The organism is Vibrio sp. Isolate25 (assembly GCF_022398025.1).
Lineage (GTDB): Bacteria > Pseudomonadota > Gammaproteobacteria > Enterobacterales > Vibrionaceae > Vibrio > Vibrio coralliilyticus_A.
This window is the reverse complement of the sequence record NZ_JAKEUT010000004.1, coordinates 133,493-157,671: the sequence shown is the minus strand read 5'-3', so window position 1 is coordinate 157,671 and position 24,179 is coordinate 133,493. Positions and strand designations below refer to the sequence as shown.

Genomic DNA, 24,179 nt, shown 5'->3' with positions numbered 1-24,179 from the left:
TTGCACTATTTACATTCGTGTAACATTTAGTCATTCTATTCACAGGTTGGATTCGTAGATTCGTTTAATAAATCTTTTTAAATTATATATTTGAGAATTTACAGATCCTTTCCTACTCTTATAAACGGTTGATTTATATACAACTCAAATTTGAGTAATCAGCCAATAACTATTGAAACACAACAATTTTTTCATTCGTTGTATCAGGTGTTACCTGGTTTAACATGGATCATACAGGAAGGATACAAATGGCGAACAAACTAACACTTCTTGCTTCTGTAGTAGCGGCTTCTACTGCTCTAATGTCTACGAGCGCTTTTGCAGCAGATAGCACTTTGGATAAAGTGACTAAGCAGGGTTTCCTAACTTGTGGTGTAAGTACCGGTCTACCAGGATTCTCTAACCCAAACTCCAAAGGCGAATGGGAAGGTATTGACGTTGAATACTGTCAAGCTCTTGCAGCCGCTGTTCTTGGTGATAAATCTAAAGTTAAGTATGTGCCCCTCACTGCAAAAGAACGTTTCACTGCACTACAGTCTGGTGAAATTGATGTTCTGTCTCGTAACACTACATGGACTCTACACCGTGATACAGCATTGGGTCTGAACTTCGTAGGCGTCAATTACTACGATGGTCAAGGTTTCATGGTCAAGAAAGACTTGGGTCTGAAGAGCGCGAAGGAACTTGACGGTGCATCTGTATGTGTTCAGTCCGGTACCACCACTGAACTAAACCTTGCGGATTACTTCCGCAACAATGGTATGTCATACAAACCCGTTGTATTTGATACAGCTGCTCAAACTTCAAAAGGTTTTGATGCAGGTCGTTGTGATGTCCTAACCACAGACCAATCTGGTCTGTATGCCCTTCGCCTGAATCTTCAAGATCCAAGCTCAGCAGAAGTTCTTCCTGAAATTATCTCTAAAGAACCACTAGGCCCAGTGGTACGTCAAGGTGATGATCAATGGTTCAACATTGCCAAGTGGACACTTTCGGCGATGGTGAATGCTGAAGAATATGGTATTTCCTCTAAAAATGCTGACGAGATGCTAAAATCTAAAGATCCGAATGTAAAACGTATTTTGGGTGTGGATGGTCCTAAGGGTAAAGGCCTTGGTATCCGCGATGACTGGGGTTACCAGGTAATCAAACAAGTTGGTAACTACGGTGAAAGCTTTGAACGTACTGTAGGTAAGGGCTCTCCACTACAAATCTCACGTGGTGTAAACGCACTATGGAATGCGGGCGGCTTTATGTACGCTCCACCAATCCGTTAAGCAATACATTACAACAAAATGGGCGGTGTAAGCCGCCCTTTTTACAAAAATGGATTTGAGGTTATAGCTGTATGAAACCTACTAATACTGTTGCGTCGAAGGCGGATAACGGACCGACTTCTAACGCTAGCCTTTTTTACAATCCCACCTTTCGATCAGTCGTATTTCAGATTATCGCAATACTTGCACTGATCTTTTTCTTTTACACTATTGTAAACAATGCACTGACAAACTTGGAGGCACGCGGTATCGCCACAGGTTTTGGATTTCTGACGCAAGAAGCTGGCTTTGGGATTGGCCTAACGCTGATTGAATATGATGAAACCTTCTCTTATGGCCGCACTTTCATCGTTGGCCTACTCAACACAGCCCTAGTATCCGTGCTCGGCATTATACTTGCGACTGTCATTGGGTTTGTTATGGGTATTGCCCGCCTTTCATCCAACTGGTTGGTGAGCAGACTGGCAGCTGTATATATCGAAACGTTCCGCAATATCCCCCTACTTCTGCAAATCTTCTTCTGGTACTTTGCCGTTCTGCAGGCGTTACCTTCTGCTAGACAAAGTTTGAGCCTTGGTGAAGCTATCTTCTTAAATGTTCGAGGTTTGTACTTCCCTGCTCCAATCTTTGAAGCTGGGTCATCCGTGGTGATTGCGTCTCTGGTTATTGGTATTATTGCGACCATCTTTATTGGCATTTGGGCTCGCAACAAACAGCGTTTAACAGGCCAACAAACACCAATGGGTCGCATTGCGCTTGCCTTAGTGTTTGTGCTTCCGGTTGTTGTCTATTTTATTATGGGTTCGCCAATTTCGGCAGAATATCCAGAACTGAAAGGCTTCAACTTTAAAGGTGGTGTCAGCATCATCCCTGAACTTGCTGCTTTATTGCTTGCGTTAAGTATTTATACTGCGTCTTTCATTGCAGAGATTGTTCGTTCAGGCATTAATGCCGTCAGCCACGGTCAAACTGAAGCCGCGATGTCTCTTGGTCTCCCTCGTTCTAGAACGTTGAAACTGGTTATTGTTCCTCAGGCGTTGAGAATCATTATTCCACCTTTGACCAGTCAGTATCTGAACTTAACCAAAAACTCATCATTGGCGATGGCCATTGGTTACCCAGATTTGGTCTCCGTATTTGCTGGTACAACTCTTAACCAAACTGGCCAGGCGATTGAAATTATCGCAATGACCATGGCGGTATACCTATCATTGAGCTTAATTACTTCTGCTCTGATGAATATCTACAACCGTAAAGTTGCTTTGGTGGAGAGATAGCATGAAGATACATCAATTTCAGCCAGATCTACCACCACCAGCTAATACGGTGGGCGTTGTAGGCTGGCTACGTAAAAACCTGTTTAATGGCCCAGTAAATTCGATCCTGACCGTGATTTTGGCCTATCTTGCCTTATCACTGTTATGGACTGTTTTCGATTGGGGAATTTTAAAAGCCGACTGGGTCGGAACCACACGTGATGCCTGTTCGCGTGATGGCGCTTGTTGGGTATTTATCAGTGTACGCTGGGAACAGTTCATGTACGGATTCTACCCTCAAGAAGAGCTTTGGCGCCCTCGCCTTTTTTACATTACGTTAGCAATCTTTACAGTATTGTTAGCCTACGAGAAGACTCCAAAACGTTTGTGGATATGGCTGTTTTTCGTCAACATTTACCCATTCATTATCGCTGCACTGCTGTACGGTGGCGTATTTGGGCTAGAAGTGGTAGAAACACACAAATGGGGCGGATTGCTGGTTACGCTAATCATAGCGCTTGTCGGTATTGTTGTGTCTCTCCCTATTGGTGTAGCACTGGCGCTGGGTCGACGTTCTGAAATGCCAATCATTCGAAGCATCTGTACCGTCTACATAGAGATTTGGCGTGGCGTACCGCTCATCACGGTTCTTTTCATGGCATCAGTAATGCTTCCACTGTTTCTTGCGGAAGGCTCTGAAACCGACAAACTTATTCGCGCTTTAATTGGTGTGGTTATGTTTAGTGCTGCGTACATGGCTGAGGTGGTACGTGGTGGCTTACAGGCAATCCCTAAAGGCCAATATGAGGCGGCTGATGCATTAGGGCTAAGTTACTGGAAGAAAATGGGCTTGATTGTTCTTCCTCAAGCATTGAAGATTACCATTCCATCCATTGTAAATACCTTTATTGGGCTGTTTAAAGACACCAGTCTAGTACTAATTATTGGTATGTTTGATGTACTAGGAATCGGCCAAGCAGCAAACACTGACCCAGAATGGCTTGGGTTTGCAACAGAAAGTTATGTATTTGTCGCGTTAGTGTTCTGGGTATTTTGTTTCGGCATGTCGAGATATTCGATATGGCTAGAGAACAAACTTCATACCGGTCACAAACGATAATCAGAAAGCTCAAGGACGTATTATGACGCAACAACAAGAACACATGATCCAAATTAAGGATATGAACAAGTGGTACGGTGAGTTTCACGTACTGAAAAACATCAACCTCGATGTTAAAAAAGGCGAAAAGATCGTAATTTGTGGCCCTTCTGGTTCTGGTAAATCCACCATGATTCGCTGTATCAACCGTCTTGAAGAACATCAGCAAGGGCAAATTATCGTTTCTGGCAACGAGTTGACTGAAGATTTGAAGAACATTGAAGCGGTTCGACGCGAAGTGGGTATGTGTTTCCAGCACTTCAACCTCTTCCCTCATCTGACGGTTCTGGAAAACTGTACTTTGGCGCCTATATGGGTGAAAAAGATGCCAAAAGACGAAGCGAAAAAAGTCGCAATGAAGTACTTGGAGCGAGTGAAGATCCCTGATCAAGCGGAGAAATACCCTGGTCAGCTATCTGGTGGTCAACAGCAACGTGTGGCTATCGCTCGCTCACTATGCATGAGCCCACAAGTGATGCTGTTTGACGAGCCAACGTCTGCACTTGACCCTGAAATGGTACGTGAAGTACTGGATGTTATGGTCGAGCTCGCTGAAGAAGGGATGACCATGCTCTGTGTAACTCACGAGATGGGTTTCGCGAAAGAAGTGGCTGACCGAGTTATCTTTATGGATGCTGGAGAGATAATTGAAGAAAACAACCCTGTCGATTTCTTTGAAAACCCTCAGTCTGATCGAACACAAAACTTCCTTGCTCAAATCTTAAGTCACTAAGAAAAAAGAGCAAATTTTTAAAGAGGCGATTTAGATCGCCTCTTTTTATTTGTTATATTGTGTTACATCTTTCAAAATACATAACTTTGTATTTCTATTATCATTTACTCTACTGCATGCATTGATAGGGCTTGATTTTTTCATTGTTCGCCCTCATAAATGTAGTTATAAACATAAAACCTTTACGAGGAAGATTATGAACAGTCCTATGTTTACCCGCACTTCGAATCGAGAAAGTGCTCTACAAACCAATAAGGTATTGCGTAACACCTACGCTCTACTTTCTATGACGCTCTTATGGTCAGCGGTTGTTGCTGGTGTATCTATGGCGATGAATCTACCTCGCCCAGGTATCATCATTATGCTTGTTGGCTTCTATGGCCTACTTTACTTGACCGAAAAGAACCGTAACAACAGCATGGGTATCGTGTTTACATTTGTGTTTACCGGTTTCCTTGGTTACACCATTGGCCCTCTTCTGAATGCTTATATTGGCGCAGGTATGGGTGATGTGGTTCTAACTGCTCTTGGCGGCACAGCGCTGTCATTCATGGCCGCTTCTGCATATGCTCTGACAACGAAACGTGATCTGTCTATGATGGGCGGTTTGATGCTTTCTCTATTCGTTGTACTAGTTGTAGGCATGATTGCAAGCTTCTTCATTCAGTCAACAATCCTACATTTGGCTCTAAGCAGTTTGTTCATTGTGTTCTCTACGATGGCAATTCTGATGACAACTCAGGGTATAATCCGTGGTGGCGAGACTAATTACATCTCTGCAACGGTTACTCTTTATGTATCTATCTACAACATCTTCATCAGCCTACTTAGCATTCTAGGCATCATGAATGACGACTAATTCGTGGACACAAGTTGATTAAATAAAGCCCGGAAGGTGAAACTTCTGGGCTTTTTCTTTTCCTACATATTGTTGTCCCAACCTAAGCTGCGCTACCCTATCCCATATCTGAGTTTTTGAGACCTATAACAATGTTTGAATACAACGGTAAATCAATCGAAACTGATGCACAGGGTTACCTACTCGATCATACTCAGTGGGAAGAAGGCATGATTCAAATCCTTGCAGAGCAAGAAGGTATCGAACTGACTGAAGCTCATTTGGAAGTTGTCCATTTTGTTCGAGAGTTTTATGAGGAGTTCAACACATCCCCAGCGGTGAGAATGCTAGTGAAAGCCATGGAAAAAGCGCATGGCCCAGAGAAAGGTAATAGTAAATACCTTTTTAAGCTGTTTAAGCAAGGCCCTGCGAAACAGGCAACCAAACTCGCAGGCTTACCAAAACCCGCGAAATGTTTGTAAATATCAAAGAATTTTGAATCCGCTAAACGGTTTAAAAGACATTGGCTCTGAGACTACTGAATCAACATGTGACGTCTTAGGGCCATCTTCCAACCACTTTGCCATGTCGGCGATTTGTTCTTCATTGCCACACACCACCACTTCAACATCTCCATTATTTAAGTTCTTCGCATAGCCTGTTAAACCCAATTTCATGCCATAGTGAGAGGTGTGATAACGAAAACCAACTCCTTGCACAACACCTGACACTGTGAACTTCTCGCACTTTTGATTCATTACTCATTCCTCAAAACAAGGTCCGTGATATATTCGCTTGGTATGTTTTACGCCCCATAAGGAACTACGGGGTTTCATCGGAAGTTGCCATTATGAAAGAAATACCATTTCGCTGGATTGATAAATATCTCATTCATTTAAAGATACAGGAAAAATTCTACCTCCTATTTTTCCTTCCCGTTATCGCACTACTCGTTCTCACCTTCGTTTTCGATAATGCCGCAGATCAAATGCTAACTCACTTATATCAAGATGAACTAGTTTTGATAAAAAATCTAATAGAAGCAGGGAATCTCACTCAAAGTCAGGTCGCTAGCTTATTAGCCAGTTCTGAAACCATCGCTCTTGGTAATGGACCTAGCGCTATCAATATAAACAATGGTGCTTTTAGCCTTGTTGCTAAGCCAAGCATCAATCTATGGTCAGCTCTTTCTACAACCCATATCGTCGTTGTTCTGGTTACACTGTCTCTTATTGCATTAGGGGTCTACTACATCATGACCTTTATTGGCGGAGCTATGTTTACAATGAACAAGGCACTCATCACTCTGGCAGATGGTGATTTGACGAGTCGAATGAACTTTTTCAAGGTTCGCGATGAATTCAGTGAAATCGCGATCACCATAGACAAAGTCGCAGAGCGTGAACAATCGCTGGTGCTCTCCATTCAAGAGTCAGTAGCGTTAATGCAACAAATAAGCTCAGAACTTAATCAATCTAACCAGTACAGTGCTGAAATTTCCGGCACTCAACAGGAACACCTGAATTCACTGGCAAGTGCCACGGAAGAAATGGCTTCCACCATTCGTGAAGTCGCAAACCTAGCTCATGACTCCAGCACGCAAACTGAAAACGCGCGTTCTGTTGCTCAACAAGGGCAACAGAAAGTTGGACACACGTTAGCCTCTATTTCCCAACTTTCCAACGAAGTTCAGTCAGCTTCACAAGCGGTTGCCGAACTTGATGCTAATGCCGCCCAAATCGACGAGGTGGTCACCGCTATTAACGGTATCTCTGAGCAAACGAACCTACTAGCACTCAACGCGGCCATCGAAGCTGCTCGAGCGGGAGAACAAGGCAGAGGTTTTGCCGTTGTTGCCGATGAAGTACGAGCATTAGCAGCAAGAACTCAACAATCTACCGTTGAGATTCAATCTATGATCGAAGCCTTACAGCGCAACAGTCAGTCTTTGACAAAACTGATGGAAACCACCGTGGTGAACTCTAGCGAGGGCCAAACATTGATGTCAGAGGTGAATACAGAAATCGCATCCTTGGCATACAAGAACCAAGCTATATCTGATGCCAGTGTTCAAATTGCCACCGCAGCGGAAGAGCAAGGTGTCGTTGCAGATAGCATTGCCGCTAGTGTGGAAGAAGTTCGCACTCAGTCCAATCAAGTCTGTGAAATGATCAACGCGACCAACCGCAATATTGAACAGCTTCGTAATCAGAGTGATTCAATGGAGAACTTACTCACCGGGCTTAGAGCTTAATGCATTGAGCCGCCGGACAGGCGGCTCTTTTATTTGCTTTTCACTCCTACTTCCCTGAAAATACCCAGCCTTCCAAAACCAACCTATTGAGTAAACACATGACTCCAGCTATTTACCTTGAAAAGGGCCGCGATAAATCCCTAAGACGTCGACACCCATGGATTTTTTCTCGTGGTATTCGAAAAGTGGAAGGCGAACCTTCATTAGGTGAAACCGTGGATATCTTTACTCATGATGGAAAATGGTTGGCAAAAGGCGCTTATTCTCCCCATTCTCAAATTCGTGCTCGCGTTTGGAGCTTTGAGAAAACCGATATAAATGAAGACTTCTTTGTTAAGCGTATCCAAGACGCGCTACTGCTCCGTCAAGACGTGATTGAGCGTGATGGTCTCACAGGTTATCGATTGATCGCAGCAGAGTCAGATGGTCTGCCTGGTATTACCATCGATAAATATCAAGACTATCTCGTATGTCAGCTCCTAAGTGCAGGCGCAGAATTCCAGAAACAGTCACTGATCAATGCTCTCCTAAAAGTTTTCCCGCAGTGCAACATTTATGAGCGCTCAGATGTAGCCGTTCGCAAGAAAGAAGGCCTAGAAGAACGCACTGGTGTTTTACACGGTGAAGTGCCACCCAAGTCTGTTGTCATTGAGGAAAATGGTGTCAAGATCAGCGTCGACATCGTCGGCGGACATAAAACAGGTTTCTACTTAGATCAGCGTGACAGCCGCCAACAAGCGATGAAATACGTGAAAAACAAAGAAGTACTTAACTGCTTCTCTTACACCGGTGGATTTGGCTTATATGCGTTAAAAGGTGAAGCAAAGCGTGTGATTAACGCGGATGTTTCTCAGCCAGCACTAGACACAGCAAAACTCAATGCCGAACTAAACGAGTTTGATATCTCTAAGAAACGAGCTGTATTCCTTAATGCTGACGTGTTTAAGTTGCTACGTGAATATCGCGATCAAGGCACCCAGTTTGATGTGGTCATCATGGATCCACCAAAGTTTGCAGAAAGTAAAGCTCATCTCAATGGTGCCTGTCGCGGGTACAAAGACATCAACATGCTGGCAATGCAGATTCTAAAACCCGGTGGTACCCTGCTGACGTATTCATGCTCAGGCCTTATGGAGCAAGTTCTATTCCAGAAAATCATTGCGGATGCTGCAGTCGATGCGGGTAGAAAGGTCAAGTTTGTCGAGCGCTTTGAGCAAGCGGCGGATCACCCTACTGATACCTCTTACCCAGAAGGCTTTTACCTTAAAGGTTTTGCTTGTAAAGTCATCTAAGCAGACAAATTCATTAACAGAAAAGGGCCTTGCGGCCCTTTTTTAATCGTACGATTTGATGATGTCGTTAAGTAAGTTGGTCAAATCATTACCCGTGATACTGCCATGACTAGTATCAATGCCACTGAGTTGATCGACGACGTTATCCAGCTTAATCGACTGAGTGGTTTGTCCGTTGTCTCTTTGAATGGTGAGTTCAATGCCGTTACTGTCGACAACATTAGCAGAGACATCAGAAAGCAACTCTTCCATGGTTTCATCTTTTCCTAACAGGTCAGAAATATCGATCTTATCTTCTGATACATGGAAATCCGTAATTATGTCAGTGCCACCATCTAGGTCGCCATCATGCCAGACAAATACATCCTCTCCATCACCGCCAGATAGAATATCACTACCTAAGCCACCGATGAGCGTATCATTACCCGCTCCACCTAGCAGGATATCATTGCCTGCACCGCCATCCAGACTATCGTCACCCCCTTGACCGAACAAAATATCATCTCCTGCGCCGCCTGAAAGAATGTCATCCTGATCACCGTCATGGGAAACATCAAAATCACTGTAGTTCTGACGTACATAGCTGTGAACATCTTCTGCGGACACATCAGCTAATGGACTGCTGGTCTCTGATGCGACGTATTTCTGTAATGCCGAAACACCTTGACCGTCAATATTATCGAAGTCAATCAGGTCACCAAATAGAATATCATCACCCTGTCCACCTTTAATGTCGTCTTCACCTTGCTCCAAAGTTACTTCCTGGCCAAGGATTGTTTCAGCTAGCTTATCTACGTTGATGTTAGGAACGACGACACCATCAGAATCATATTGCGATAAGGCAGCTTCATTAATTCCATTACCAATACCCACCGCTTCAACTGCTGAGATTAGTGCTAATACCTGATACATATGACGAGCCTGCACAGATGCAGTACTAATATCAGTATATCTCAGACTACCTGAGTCACTAATGTTACCAAGCGCTGCCCCTGTCAGGGGGGATTTAACTACTCCCGAACTTGAGACAATTTCTTCTCCCTTGTAAAACACTGCAACCCCAAAAGAGTAATCATTAGGCAATATATCATCTAACGTCACGACATCTTTGGTGGATGCATCATAGTCCAATACAAGTTGTTCAAACTCAGCCGCGATAATATTAAGGTAATTACTGTAGTTGGGATGACCATCAGTAATAAAGTAAGTAATATTTTCCGCTTGAGCATTAGCATTCAACTCGAACCACTCGACTGTGGCATTGAAGCTAGCCTCATAGTTAGTAAGACCACCACCGTTGTCTTCGATATTACTAAGCTGGGACACAAAGTCAGCACGAGCTGTGGGGGAGCCTAGGTCCACCGATATCGTTACGCCTGAGTTAGTAGAAAACTCGGTCAAAAGGATATTGACTGTCCCGGCATTAGCGCCTGCGTTAGCAGTGCTGAGTAACTGATCGAAAACTTCGATAATTTCTGTTTTAGCCGTACCAACTCTTCCACCCATACTACCTGAAGTATCAAGAACAAATGCGATGTTATAGTCCTGACCCGCAATAATCTGGATACCCTGTACATCACCGACAATGAGATCATGATCCCCGTTGCCAACAATAGTGTCATCACCATGGGAACCTGATTCAGCCACATAGTTGCGGAAAGAAAGTGTCTCTTCCGCTGTACTATGCGCTGTATCTTGGTTGGCGCTTTCGACCGAAGATCCTTGAACCTGAATCGGGAACTCTAAGCTACCACTGTAATCGTGAGGTACTTTGATATCGAAGGACGCGTCGCCATCACCATCTAGTGTGATTAGATAAGAGCCATTAGGTTGTGAGACGATTAAGCTATCGTTCACATACACTTCGACTCCGGCAGGAATACCTGTGACCACAATTTGCGATCCTAAAGACTCACTACTATCAACATCAGTAAGTTCAACAGAAACACTGACTGGGATTGTTTTATCTTGAGATGTCTCATAGCGGCCGTCATCGGTTTGCTCTGTCGCCACGTTCACCACTTCCATTTCACCTATAGTCATAGAGACCTGAGGTGCATCGGCTACTGGCACGACTTGAATGGATAGCGTATCTGAGGCACCCGTATTCGTCGTGTAAGTGATAACGGGAAGCTGACCAGACCAGTTTGCGTTTGGTGTAAATTCATAAGCACCATTGGCCTGCATGACAAACGTGCCTTCAGACAAAGTCACGCTACCGCCAGCTGGGTAAGAGACATTGTTGATAGAGAAGTGTTCAACAGAAAGGATGTTATCTTCGTCGCTGTCTCTACCTTCTATATCCGTCAGCACATTACCAATCGCACTGTGGTCTTCATCGACGACATTAACGTCAGATTGCGTCACTGTAGGCTTGTTTTCATGAACGACAACATCTATCGTTGCTTGAGAATCTGCCTCGCTGGTTGAGTTCACCTCTGAAGCTGTGGCCACAACTGTAATTGTAAAATCGTCGTGAGAACCTGCTGGTGGTAAAACGGATAACGAAGATAGATCCCAAGTCGTTACATCCACCTCACCGGAATCGCCTACAACCACATTATTAGAACCACCATCACTCAATGTCGCACCTTGTGGTAAACCACTCAAAGTGACCTGCAGCGTTTCAGAGCCATCGTTATCGTTAAGAGCACTCGTAATCTGAGAAAGTGGGATTTCAGTATCTTGAAGCCCTTCGTTGTAACCGTAGACTTCATATACTTCCACACCATTTACCAACTTAAGCTCTGAAGCCCTGACATCAGATTGATCCAGCTGTGTTTCGTCGGTCACTACGGATAGAGCAGAGCTGGTAAGATCAACTACTGTTGCGCCATTTATAGAAACATCGACATTAAAGTTGCCTGGACCACTTTGGTTGTGGTGGTAAATCGCAAGTGGATAATAACCCGACACCTGAGGCGTAAAGGCACTGCCCTGAATTTGCCCACTTGAGTTCCCCCAGTAGGCTTGATCGGACATGACGCCACCAATAGTGATCGCTAGGCTGTCATCACCACGCCCTACAAAGTCATAACTCGTTCCAGCCTCAAGGTACACCAAACCAGTCACGAGCACGGCATTGTCTGCTGCCGTTGCCCATCTTCCAGTATCTTGCGCATTAGTTGTTGTACTTGAAGAGGCAAGCTGAGGATCGAGAGCATCAATAGCTGAAATCAACGTGCTGCCATTTACACCCTGACCATTGTCATTTCCTACAACCACTCCCGTCCAGGTCGCCACATTAAAGTGTTGTTCTGGAAGCACAGCATCTGGAGTGGTGATGTTAAGAACTGGAGTATCTGCCACGGGCGTAACATCAAGAGTCAGCGTCATTTCGTCAGACTTGGCATCACCTTTTTCAACCACAAAGTCAATGTGAGCATAATCCTGATTCAGGTTACCTTCTCCGGTGCCAGTATGCTGGTTGTATCCTGACTCATTATCCTCAGGCGTATATCGGAGATTGCCCTGAGACATATTACTCACGGAGATCAAATCACCTTCTGAAACTGGTGCCCAGACTCCCGGCGAAGTTTGCACCTCTAAAACGCCTGAACTCGGTAATTCAGAAATTGATATTTTTGCATCTAGGTCAGTAATACCGAAATCAGAGACGCCTAAGATGTAGTTTTCGTCTTCATCAAGTGTCACTTCCTTACTCTCAGCATCAAGCACAGGCAATACCGTTAGATTAATTACCTTACTGACTGACTCAGCTGTCGCAGGTGCATTATCTTGTGCGGTTACAACAAATTCGAGCGGGTAGCTGCCCTCCTCAGGCACATTCACTTCAAGTCCCGTCAGGTCATTGCTCCATGCAGACAAATCTACGCTATTCTTTCCATCTGGCGTTGCTACAACAGTGATCGAGTGACCATTGCCATCTCGAATAACAGCCCCTTCTGGTAATCCATTAAGTACCAAAGACAAGGTTTCTGAGCCGTCAATATCACTTAAGCCAACAACAATATCGCTAAGCGGGATGTAGCTGTCTTCGTAACCAATGTTGTCTGCTTTCTCTAACGTTATGTCATCGAGCAGCGCACCGTAGCTGTTTGATGACGTTTCTGATTCAAATACAACTTTGTACTCACCATCCGATGGTGCTTGGAAATTAATACTTTCGGTTTGCCAATTGAGGCTTTGCTGATCGGTGTACTCAAACAGAACTTTACGATCACCATTTTCATCTTCAAGGAATACCGTCAATGGAGAATCATTTAGCCTGCGCGCGACGACATCAAATGAAAGGGTGTAGAACTGGTCTGCTTGCGCAGTAAACTGAGTGAATAGTTGGTCATCGCCATTGCGGCCTTCCAGTTCATATATCTGGTTTTCTCGGTCTGAGACTCCACCTCGATAGACGGTTTCTTTACCAACTTCATTGTAACTATTACGGTTATCCGTTCCCCAGATACCTTTTGCACCATCAGATTGTGTAAGCTCACTCGCACTCACATTACCGCGCCATGAGCGGTTACCCATGTCGATAGAATCGAAATCATGGAACGAAACGACTTCTGGCTCTGCAATAGTAATCAAAGGCACGTCAGTAACAGCATCAACCTGAACATCGATACTATGTTGTTCTATAAGCTCGTTCGAAGAAGTATAACCTTCAACATTAACCGTAAAATTCTCGTCATTGTTGTTTGGCGGAGTTATGGTCAACTGCGCTAGCTGTTGTGGAGTCAGCGTCGCTTCTCCATTGCTGATCGCAATCATATTTTCGCCAGACTTAAGAATCGAACCGTCTGGTAAATCGGTCAATACAATTTCAGTCACGGAGCTGTTCGCAGGGACAGAGATGTTCAGCGCAATTTGGCTATCTTCATCACCGCTAGCATTCTGTTGTACGGTCAGGTCAGCCACTTCAACAACGCTTACCGTTGTCGTTGCCGTTTCCGATTGTTGACCCGAAGCATCCGTCACATGGATGTCGATCTCACGATCCGTTTCATCAGGGTTTTCACTGGTATTTTCGAATCGAATCCCTTTGAGGAAAGTTTCAAACTCTGAAGGAGATACGCCACCAACTGTATCGGCTGTAATCAACAACGTAACACTGTTAGATGTCACAGTCTGGCTTACTGTGAACCCAGGCGTAGAAGGCCAAGTAAGTTGATCGCCTGCATACTTGTTCGTTAACGTGACTTGCATTGATTGAATAGCGTCTTTGTCGTCAAAAATGTCGACACTTGCATCTGCAATCGAAATTGCATCATCACCTTCAGTGAAAGAAGTAGCAAAATCAACATTGGTGTCTTGTTTCGAAATTTTGATGACTAAGTCGTTGTAGTCATTGTCATCATTGACATGATTTTTCTGGTCATCAAAGCTTAAAACCGTATCGCCATCGCTATTTTCAGATATTCTCAGGTGAGAGTTTTCGTTATGGCTAAGGAAAACATTGATGTTAGATTGCGTTGCTCCATTAATAAGCAACTTGCCACTTGAATCCACTTCAAACGTTGCGCCTGATGGTGCATTTTCAATTGCATTGGCACCATTTGGAATGAGGAAGTACTCGACGTTGTCCATGCTATCTAGATTCGCAAGGACAGGATCAAACCCATTTTGACGAGAGTCGTACGAGTCCGACATCAAGATTTGAAGCTGCTGTGTATCTGACGATTCATCATAAACGTAGTAGCCGAATACATTGTGATAACCCGCACTTTCGCTGACAAATTCAATCTGATATTCACTGCCATCTAAATCGATGGTTGGTTTTTCATTATCTTGGATCGTGGCTGTACCGCTAACCTGATTCGATTGATACTCTGTCTTAGCTTCTAACGTGAACGTCTCGTTGTTATCGGACACCTGATCATCGTTCGTTTGTACAGAAACCGTAAAATCACTTTCACCGGCTGGTAAATCAAACTCAAACACACCATTTTGTAGGGTGACTTGCTCTGATTGCTCAGGGTCCCCATATCTCACCGTCACAACACTACCATTAAAGTCTTCTGGTGACGTGGCATTAATTTCATTGAGCTCTATAACCACTCGGGTATCCGAAGTGCTCTCTGCAGACAACGCGACATCGAAGCTGACGACACCGCCTTCTTCAACATTTTGGTCACTGACTGAGGTAACAACCGGGCGGTCATCATCGGCGATTTCAGGGCCTTCACCGTCAGGATCAACGCTTCCATCATCGGCAATAGTCGCCACGCTAGAGTCAGAGCCCTGAGCACCGACAACACCGCTAACGGCAAGCTCGAATCGCTCAGCTCCTTCGTAAACAGGCTGAGAGTCATCATCGCTTGTCTGAACAGTAACGCGAGCCTGAGTCACCCCTGCTGGCAATACGACATCACCATTTGCAGCAATCGCCAGCGTTTGCCAGCTGTTGCCATCGTGATACTCCACTACCATGCTTGAAATATCAGACGCGTCTGTCTCTAAGTGAGCCAAAGCTAGGTTGATAGTCACCGCTTCAGCCGTGTTTTTGCTCAATGAAACGGTGAACTCTGCAGCTGAGCCTTCACTGACACTCACATTTTCAGAAACCGACACCAATGGTATATCTACATTCTCAATCGTGCCCGTGGCCTGCTGTTCACCTAAAATCAGTGTGTAATCTTCGGAGCTTTCATAAACACCATCTATTACGGCCGGGATGAGAACGGAGAAAGAGCTAACACCGACAGGAACAACCACTTGCTGTGTCGTGGAGTCATAAGTCACCCCGTTGGTGAATATCACTTGAGACAAGTCCACATCCGAATTGTCTGCGCTATCACTATCTGACTTACCAAAAGTGACACTGTATTGTGTTTCTTGCAGTACACCTTCTTCCAGTGTCACTTTGTAGACTAGGCTATCCCCTTCATCCACTGAATTCTCTAGCATTGAGATAGATTCTACGGCGACTTCTTGAGGCAATGGATTCACAACAATTGAAACCGTCGCCTCGGCAAAGCCCCCTTTATCATCAGTAATAACGTAGTCAAACGTAGTACTACCAACGAATGCATCGTCTAGATCTATATAAACTACGCCATTCTCAATCCTAGCACTGGCGTTATTGACTTCAGAGACATGGGTAATTCGAATATTGTCGCCATTCGGGTCAAAATCGTTACCCAATAGTTCAGTCAAAGGAATTTCAAGAACTTCTCCTTGATTGGCTGCGTATGCTCCGTCACCAGACGCTTTAAAGCCTGTTAGGAAATAGTCTGAAGAGTCACTGCCACGGGCAGGAATGTTGCTAAAATCTGTCGCTTCAAAAACAACGCTATCAAATGCTACGCCGCCGAGGTCTTGCTCGTCAAAATGATAAAAACCGTGGTTGCTACCATCATTGGCGACGAAAGTGCCACTCGCGACTGGGTTATCACCGAGATAGGCCACCCATTTACCTTGCTCATGGTTGCCACTTCCACCTTCATTTTTGAATAGATTTGATACTTCAAAGCTAAACTCTGTCGCAGGCTTATCTAGGTCTACTCTGAACTGCTCAGATTCACCATCTTCTCGGTTGTATTGAATTTGAGCACCTGGCCCTCCATTCTCGTCACCCGCAACCCCACGTTTGACACCGCTTTGAGTAATAGACTGATCTTGACCTTGATAGCTACCGCTAATACTCACGCCATCATGTGTCCAAGAATTAGAGTTAAAGGTACCAAGTGCGACCTCAAACGCAACAGGGTCATCTGTGGCAATCGGCGCTTGGTTTCCTTCGACTAGAGTCACCGTGTGCTCGTCACTGTAATTTCCATCACTATCTACTGCTCGGTAATCGAAGGTGTCATTTGATGATGTTTCTAGATAACGCAGCTCCCAGTTACCCGGGCCTTCAGTGGTTACTATCAGCTCTTCAATTTGTCGACCTTCTGGAGCATCGATAGTCACAACATGGAACAAATCTGTATTGCCTGAGGTCTCTTTTGAGACTGGTACTTCGATGATTGAGCCATCATCAAGTTTTGCTTGCACTATCGCTGTTGTTTCAAACTCGTGGCCATCCTCAAACCAGCCACCGAGTCCATCTAACCCTATTTCTACAAACGTTGACGGGCGCTGGGTAAAATCAATCGTAATTGTCTCACCTTGCTGAAGACCGCCATCATTTCCTACTGCAAGTCCATATCCAACATGCCCTACACTTTGCTGACCAAAGTATTGTGTTAATGCCTGACCTGAGGAAGTAATTGTGATTGAATCGCCGTTGTCAAAAGTCAGAACCCTCTGACCAGCATTGCCTTGAACAGGTTCACCCCAATTTAAGAAATTAGACTGGCTAGCGCCGCCATCCATACCATCGGGCGCTTCTTTTACTCCCAGAACGAAGCCTGTCGATTCAGCATCATTTTCATAACGAATCAGGTTTGGATCACTGAATATTGTTCCTTGCTGCAGCACTTCGCCTTCTGAAGTAAAGGTCGTAAGATCATCGGCGTCGATCAACTGATCGCCGTAATACAGTTGACCCGACTCAGGAAGCTCTGTGATAACAACGCCAACAGGTGTGTTTGTTGCGTCATCTTCGTTATCAGAAATATGATCTAGTTCAGCATCCTCACTATTAAACAAGATGGTTGCATTTCCATTTGCGTCGAGTGTTGCATCAAAATCTTCTGCTTCAGGTGGATTATCTTCGAAATCTAAAATCGTAGCACTCGCAGTGGTGTCTGTTGACGCGCTAACCGTTCCGCTTCCCGCACTAACGGACAGACTAAAGCTTTCATCCCCTTCATAGGTATCATCTTGTTGAGTGACCACTTTGACGTTTACGGTGCTCGAACCTGGAGAAACAGAAATTTCTCCCGACGCTGGTACATCCAACCAAACACCGTCCGCAGCTTGATATTGGTACGAAGCCAGATCTTCTGGTGAAGTATCTCCCGCATTTAACGTGAGAACGAAAGAAACAGTCGATGTCGCAGTGTTTGACAAATGAACTGTGAAGTTAGCGGTATTACCTTCATTAACGTCCCCACCTCCTGAGATGGAAACTTGAGGGCGGTCATCGTCGCCACCCTGCCCCCCATCTTGAATGGTCGCTTCACCGCTGACGGTAGCTGTTTGACTGCTGCTAGCTCCACTTAAAGTAAAGCTTTCATCGCCTTCATACACAGGTGCATTGTTGTCATCCGTCGTCTCAACCGACACAGTGTAAGAACTGTTACCTGCTGGAACATCAAAACTGAACTCACCGTTGACCGCGTCTACAACCATGCTAGTGCCACCAACAAAGTTAACGGTGATTTGATTGCTGGTGTAGTCGTCACTTTCCGCTGTACCATTTGCCAATGTCATGGTTACTGGCGTAACAAGTTCGCTTGAATTACTCAGCGTCACATCAAAGACAGCAGTACCGCCTTCATCGACGGTTGGGCTAGAGATACTGGTAATTTTGGGGCGGTCATCGTCCACGCCATTGCCGCTGTCATCAATAAACGCCGCCGCTTTGGCTTTGCCGTTACTGTCTGTGGTCACGCCATCGACATCACGAACCACAAGTTGGAAGCGTTCACTGCCTTCATGCACAGGCGCTGCGTTGTCATCCTCGGTGTCGACTTCGACAAAGATGTCCTGCACACCCGCAGGCACGGAAATCTCACGACCATCAAAGTCCAGATAAACTTTGTCGTCGCCATCAAGATAGTACGCGCGCATCTCACCAATATCGTCCGCTTCGGCGGTATTGGCATTGCCGTTGGTTTTGGCACGCAGGTCAAGTGTCACCGCATGGTCAACAGGATTGGAGAGATTGATACTGAAGGTTGCCACCTCACCTTCGGAGACAGTACCTGCGCCTGAGACGGTTAAATCAGGGCGATCGTTATCGCTGCCTTCACCACCATCTTGAATAGTCGCTTCACCACTCACTGTGCCTGTCTGACTGCTGCTAGCTCCACTTAAAGTCAAAGTTTCATCACCTTCATACACAGGGGCATTGTTATCATCCGTGGTCTCAACCGACACAGTGTAAGAACCATTACCCGCAGGCACATCAAAACTGAACTCACCATTAACCGCATTAACCACCGTGCTGGTGCCATCGGCAAAGTTGACGGTAATTTGGTTGGTGGTGTAGTCGTCACTTTCCGCCGTGCCATTGGCCAGCGTCATAGTGACTGGCGTAACCAAGTCACTTGGGTTACTCAGCGTGACATCAAAGACGGCCGTACCGCCTTCATCGACGGTTGGGCTAGAGATGGTGGTAATTTCGGGGCGGTCATCGTCCGGGTTATCCCCTGCACCATTGCCGCTATCGTCAATAAACGCCGCCGCTTTGGCTTTGCCATTGCTGTCTGTGGTCACGCCATCCACATCGCGTACTACAAGTTGGAAGCGTTCGCTGCCTTCATGCACAGGCGCTGCGTTGTCATCCTCGGTGTCGACTTCGACAAAGATGTCCTGCACACCCGCAGGCACGGAAATCTCACGACCATCAAAGTCCAGATAGACTTTGTCATCGGCATCAAGATAGTACGCACGCATCTCTCCGATATCGTCCGCTTCCGCGGTATTGGCGTTGCCGTTGGTTTTGGCACGCAAATCGAGGGTAACCGTATGGTCAACAGGATTGGAAAGATTAATGCTGAACGTCGCCACCTCACCTTCGGAAACGGTACCTGCCCCTGTGACGGTTAAATCAGGGCGATCGGATTCATCGCTGATCGTGCCTGCCCCGGACTCATTGAGATTAAAGCTCTCACCGCCTGTTGTAGCGTTTGCACTGACATCCAAGGTAAAGCTCTCGTTGCCTTCAAAAATACTATCATCAATAGTTTCAACAGAGACTTGAATATTGGTTGCGTTACCGGGAATGGTATAGCTGCCATCTTGATTAGCTACAACTGTCTGCGACAGCCCATTAACTTGATAACTAACATTAAGCGGATTTACGGCAAAGTCATCAAGAGTAGCAGTTTGAGCAATAAAGCCTAATGAGAAGTTATAGGTAACATCGCCATCAACATCACTCGACAACGCAACGTCAAATACTGCCGTGTTGCCTTCTACAACAGACTCAGAACTAACCGAAAGAGTTGGTCTATCTGCATTACTACCATCCACTTGTTCATCGGTAATTGTGCCTGTTCCTGATTCACTTAAGTTAAAACTATCATCACCCACAGTAGCGTTCGCGCTAACATCCAGTTTGAAGTTTTCTCTGCCTTCAAAAATATCGTCATCTAATGTTTCAACTGAGACTTGAATATTGGTTGCATTACCAGGGATGGTGTATGTACCATCCTGATTGGCTTCAGCTGGCTGAGTAACACCATCCAGTTGGTAGCTGACACTGTTCGGATTCGTTGTAAAGTCTGCTAACTCCGCAGATTGTCCTTCTATACTAAGTGCAAAGTTATAAGTCACATCACCATCGACAACATTCGACAGCGCAACATTAAACACAGCGGTGCTGCCTTCAACGACAGCTTCAGAGCTCACTGACAAGGATGGAGTGTCCGCGTTGCCTCCTCCCGGTTGTTCATCACTGATCGTGCCTGACCCGGACTCACTCAGGTTAAAGCTTTCACCACCCACTGTGGCACTCGCATTAGCATCCAAAGTGAAGCTTTCACTTCCTTCGAAGATCTCATCATTTGTGGTTTCAACCGAGACTTGGATGTTGGTCGCGTTGCCAGGAATCGTATAACTGCCATCTTGGTTTGCGGTGGCAGTTTGAGTAACACCCGTTATCTGATAAGTGACACTGATAGGGTTTTCGGCAAAGTCAGCAACCTCAGCTGTTTCACCATCAAGATTTATTGAAAAATTATAGGTAACATCACCATCTACATTGTTTGACAAAGCAATATCGAAGACGGCGGTGTTGTCTTCAAACACGGATTCATTACTGACAGTGAGTTGCGGAAGATCGGACTCGTTGCCAGTGTTGTCCAAAATTGCCGTGCTTGCACTGTTGCTGCCAGCACCATCTCCCACTAGACCGAATACAGGCTCGACGTTGAGCTGGTATTCTTCTGAGCCTTCAAATGTTGTGTCCTGAGCAGTGTTGACGGTCACACGGAGTGATGTAACACCTGCTGGCACCTCAACCGTTCCATCATTACCCACAACAAGAATGACGCGTTGCGATGAATCAGAATCACCAGAAGAACTTAATGCTTCTACACTCATCCCCGACAAATCTTCTCCTTCAGCAGAGCTCAAAGACAAAGTCAGTTTTAAATTAGTGGTTTGGTTTGACGCTTTGTCAAAGTTGATGGTGTAGCTCGCATTACTACCTTCATCTACCTGAGCATCTCCTGAAACAGATATAGCCGGAATCGGGGTCACATCAACATTAACGACTACAGTATCCGTTCCTCCATTTCCATCATCGACCGTTACTTCAAACGAATCAGAGCCATCATAATTTTCATTAGGCGTGTACTCCCACAGCCCAGTAACAGGATTGATCGTGGCTACCCCGTTTTCCGGAGATGAGGAGATAGAAAAAGTAAGGGAGTCATCGGGGTTTGGATCAGTAGCACTAACCTGTCCGCTAATCGACGTATCTTCATTCGTTGTTACAGATACATCATCGGCAAGAGGGCTATTATTTGAAGTAGTAAAGGCTGGGGCTTGTTGAATGGCTTGATATTGGTCTAAAAGCGTTAGGCTCTGAGTTCGAGAAATACCCAAATTTTCAAAACCTTGAGTATTAAATTCAGTATTAGCAATGGTCTCATCACCTGTCCTGACGATGGAACCAATTGTGGTCAGACTAGAGCTTATTTGACCACCAGCAGCAGTCGAAAATTCATCACCTAGTTGAGTTGGATCTTGGCCTTCTTCCAGTGCTGCAATAATGTCATCTATTTCGCTTGTTATGTCTTGAAGTTCAGCACTTCCGTCAACAATACTAATATTCACATCAGCTAAATCCGGATCAAGCTCTTCCATAGACATGACAACTTCACCGGGTTTAGCAATTTCATTCTCATTGAGGAGTCGAATGTTGCCATTTTCATCGATTGCAATTGTCTGACCAGCAGTTAGATTACCCATTGCTGTGAATCTACCAAAACCCATAATCCCCCCTATCTCTTACAGAGCTTTTCCTGTCAGCACCGTGTAAGTAAAGCAACCTTACATATTTCTATTTTACCTAAGCTAACATTGGCGACTTTCGAAACAAAACCATTTTTGTTTATAATACGGACATCAAATATGAAATGTAATACATATCAATATGGTCATTATTTGAACTAATATCACTATTTTTTGGTCTTCACCGGCAATTTTATCTTTGTGTTGAGTTTGAGTATGTACACTAACCAAGCAGCATTTTATTAACGAATTACCATCTCAGTTTCTTATAATGATGTTAGTCTTCATAGTTGGATAGTGTTACTTTATTGATGTCACAGATGGAAGATTCTCAAAAATGAGATCGAACAATTGAGTAATATTCTTCGCACAAGATGTACCCGAGGAGCCCCCATAGTGAAATGGAATCGGATTAAACTGTTGAGCATCGCTACCGCGTTCGCTTTCCCAGTACAAAGCCAAACCTTAGAACAAGCTGTCGCCCTTACAATTGCTAATAACCCAAACGTTAAAGCCTCTTATAATGAGTACATGAGCAAACTTTACGATGCCGAAGCATCATCAGGTGCTTATTTACCATCGATCGATCTCGATGCAGGCATTGGCTATGAACAAGTCGACTTAGCATCGGGAACAGAAGATGAACTGACTCGTAAAGAAGCAACATTAAGCCTTACACAGCTTATATGGGATGGCTCTGCCACGTTGAACGACATGGATAGAACCGCAGCTGACGCTGAATCCGTTCGATTCCAACTACTCGCCGATTCTCAAGACATCGCTCTCGAAGTAACAAAGATTTACCTCGATGCGACCAAAGCTCACGAAGTGCTAGCGCTTTCAGAAAGCAATTTAGCGGTTCATAAAGAGATTTACAGTGATATCAAGAAACGGGTCGAATCAGGAATAGGTTCAACCGCAGACCTATCACAAGTGGAGGCCCGCTTAGCGAAAGCTCATGGTAATCTACTGGCTGCGCAAAATAACCTTTATGACGTCCACACTCAGTTCAAAAGAATTGTCGGCCAGGCACCACAAGGGCTTATTTTCCCTAGAGCAGACGAAAATGCCATTCCATTCTCTATCGATGAAGCCCTTGATATTGCAGTTAAGAATCACCCAGTAGTTAAGATTGCACAAGCGGACGTAGATTCAGCTCGTTTTCAATATCAACAGTCAAAAGGTGTCAACTACCCAACTCTCTCTATTGAGGCAAACCAAATATGGCGTGATGATGCTGGAGGTATACAAGGTAGTAGCAACGAATCTTCTGCCATGCTGCGTATGCGCTATAACTTGTATAATGGAGGCTCTGATTCTGATCGTACCGAAAGTGCAGCGTATCAGTTGAATAAAGCGAAAGATTTTCGTGACCGTACATTCCGTAGCCTTGAAGAAGGCCTGCGTTTGTCTTGGAGTGCTCTTGACCTAACTCTACAGCAAAAAGAATTTCTTGCTGACCACGTAGACTCGGCATCCGATACTGTTATTGCTTACGAAAAACAATACAAGCTTGGCAAGCGCACTCTTCTCGACCTCCTCAACACTGAAAACGAGCTGTTCGAAGCACGTAAAGATTACCTAGACGCCAAATACGATGAGCAGTATGCCAAGTACCGGGTTATGAATGCTACGGGTGGATTGCTAACAGCACTTCGTGTTGACACGCCTGAAGATTGGAACAAAGTGGTTGAGTACTAATATGAAAAAGTCGATTATTTCTACAGCTATCATCGCTCTGACATTTTCTGCCACTACTTACGCTGAAGATGTTTACAGTTACCGCGAGACGCCAATAGCGAACCAAGTATCGGATCTCTATGATGATGACAAGGATGGAGTTATTAATGCACGAGATCTCTGCCCAGAAACGCCTCTGGGTGCAGATATCGACAATGAAGGTTGCGGTACATACGTAAAGTCTGAAGAGGAGTTAAACCTTCACATTTTATTTGCCAATGACTCAAGCGATATTCAGCCAGTGTTCTTAACTCAAATCCGAGAAATGGCAGATTTTTTGAAAGTGTACCCTTCAACGTCTATTGAATTACAAGGGTATGCCAGCAAAGTTGGTAACCATAACCACAATATGGAGCTTTCCAAAGAGCGCGCTGAGGAAGTGGAGTCCGCTCTGATTAATAATGGCGTGAGCCATCAAAGAATTAAGATCGTCGGTTTTGGAGACACCAACCTAGACGACAGCGGTAATGATGAAATTACTCACGCTAAAAACCGGAAGGTGGTCGCGACAGTGATTGGACACAAAGGTAACTTCAAAAAAGAATGGACGATTTTCACTAAGAAATCTCGCTAGTTAATTTTTCATTTACATCGAATGGGC

The 24,179-nt window shown here is 45.0% G+C and carries 12 protein-coding genes; 10 read left to right on the top strand and 2 right to left on the bottom strand.

Going from position 1 to position 24,179, the window contains the following annotated elements:
- Positions 1-248: 248 nt before the first annotated feature.
- From L1D15_RS11840 to L1D15_RS11815, 6 genes are all read left to right on the top strand, one after another.
- Positions 249-1,277, top strand: a complete 1,029-nt coding sequence (locus L1D15_RS11840) for an amino acid ABC transporter substrate-binding protein (RefSeq protein ID WP_239866556.1) — start codon at positions 249-251, stop codon at positions 1,275-1,277.
- Positions 1,278-1,348: 71 nt separating this feature from the next.
- On the top strand, positions 1,349-2,554 hold the full coding sequence (locus tag L1D15_RS11835) for an amino acid ABC transporter permease (protein ID WP_239875772.1): 1,206 nt from the start codon (positions 1,349-1,351) through the stop codon (positions 2,552-2,554).
- A 1-nt stretch (position 2,555) separates the two neighbouring features.
- Complete coding sequence (locus tag L1D15_RS11830; protein WP_239836441.1) at positions 2,556-3,653, top strand: amino acid ABC transporter permease; 1,098 nt, start codon at positions 2,556-2,558, stop codon at positions 3,651-3,653.
- A gap of 22 nt (positions 3,654-3,675) precedes the next feature.
- Positions 3,676-4,425, top strand: coding sequence for an amino acid ABC transporter ATP-binding protein (locus L1D15_RS11825; RefSeq protein ID WP_239836442.1), 750 nt, complete (start codon positions 3,676-3,678; stop codon positions 4,423-4,425).
- 196 nt (positions 4,426-4,621) lie between these two features.
- Complete coding sequence (locus L1D15_RS11820; RefSeq protein ID WP_239875771.1) at positions 4,622-5,284, top strand: Bax inhibitor-1/YccA family protein; 663 nt, start codon at positions 4,622-4,624, stop codon at positions 5,282-5,284.
- A gap of 131 nt (positions 5,285-5,415) precedes the next feature.
- Positions 5,416-5,745, top strand: coding sequence for a TusE/DsrC/DsvC family sulfur relay protein (locus L1D15_RS11815; RefSeq protein WP_006962117.1), 330 nt, complete (start codon positions 5,416-5,418; stop codon positions 5,743-5,745).
- A 3-nt stretch (positions 5,746-5,748) separates the two neighbouring features.
- Here the strand turns inward: L1D15_RS11815 and yccX are convergent, their stop codons facing one another.
- Positions 5,749-6,021 (bottom strand): acylphosphatase, encoded by a 273-nt coding sequence (yccX, locus tag L1D15_RS11810; RefSeq protein ID WP_239866560.1) that lies wholly within the window; start codon positions 6,019-6,021, stop codon positions 5,749-5,751.
- A 92-nt stretch (positions 6,022-6,113) separates the two neighbouring features.
- Here yccX and L1D15_RS11805 point away from each other — a divergent pair, with 92 nt between their 5' ends.
- Both L1D15_RS11805 and L1D15_RS11800 read left to right on the top strand, forming a co-directional pair.
- Positions 6,114-7,517, top strand: coding sequence for a methyl-accepting chemotaxis protein (locus L1D15_RS11805; protein ID WP_239875770.1), 1,404 nt, complete (start codon positions 6,114-6,116; stop codon positions 7,515-7,517).
- 98 nt (positions 7,518-7,615) lie between these two features.
- A complete protein-coding gene (locus L1D15_RS11800) occupies positions 7,616-8,809 on the top strand; it encodes a class I SAM-dependent methyltransferase (protein WP_239875769.1) in 1,194 nt (397 codons plus the stop codon).
- A gap of 42 nt (positions 8,810-8,851) precedes the next feature.
- On the opposite strand, the gene L1D15_RS11795 is transcribed toward L1D15_RS11800, so the two are convergent.
- Positions 8,852-21,820 (bottom strand): Ig-like domain-containing protein, encoded by a 12,969-nt coding sequence (locus L1D15_RS11795; protein ID WP_239875767.1) that lies wholly within the window; start codon positions 21,818-21,820, stop codon positions 8,852-8,854.
- A gap of 414 nt (positions 21,821-22,234) precedes the next feature.
- Here L1D15_RS11795 and L1D15_RS11790 point away from each other — a divergent pair, with 414 nt between their 5' ends.
- Both L1D15_RS11790 and L1D15_RS11785 read left to right on the top strand, forming a co-directional pair.
- Positions 22,235-23,539: a TolC family outer membrane protein gene (locus L1D15_RS11790; protein WP_239875766.1), complete on the top strand. Its 1,305-nt coding sequence runs from the start codon at positions 22,235-22,237 to the stop codon at positions 23,537-23,539.
- Position 23,540: 1 nt separating this feature from the next.
- Positions 23,541-24,152: an OmpA family protein gene (locus tag L1D15_RS11785; protein ID WP_239875765.1), complete on the top strand. Its 612-nt coding sequence runs from the start codon at positions 23,541-23,543 to the stop codon at positions 24,150-24,152.
- Positions 24,153-24,179: the final 27 nt, after the last annotated feature.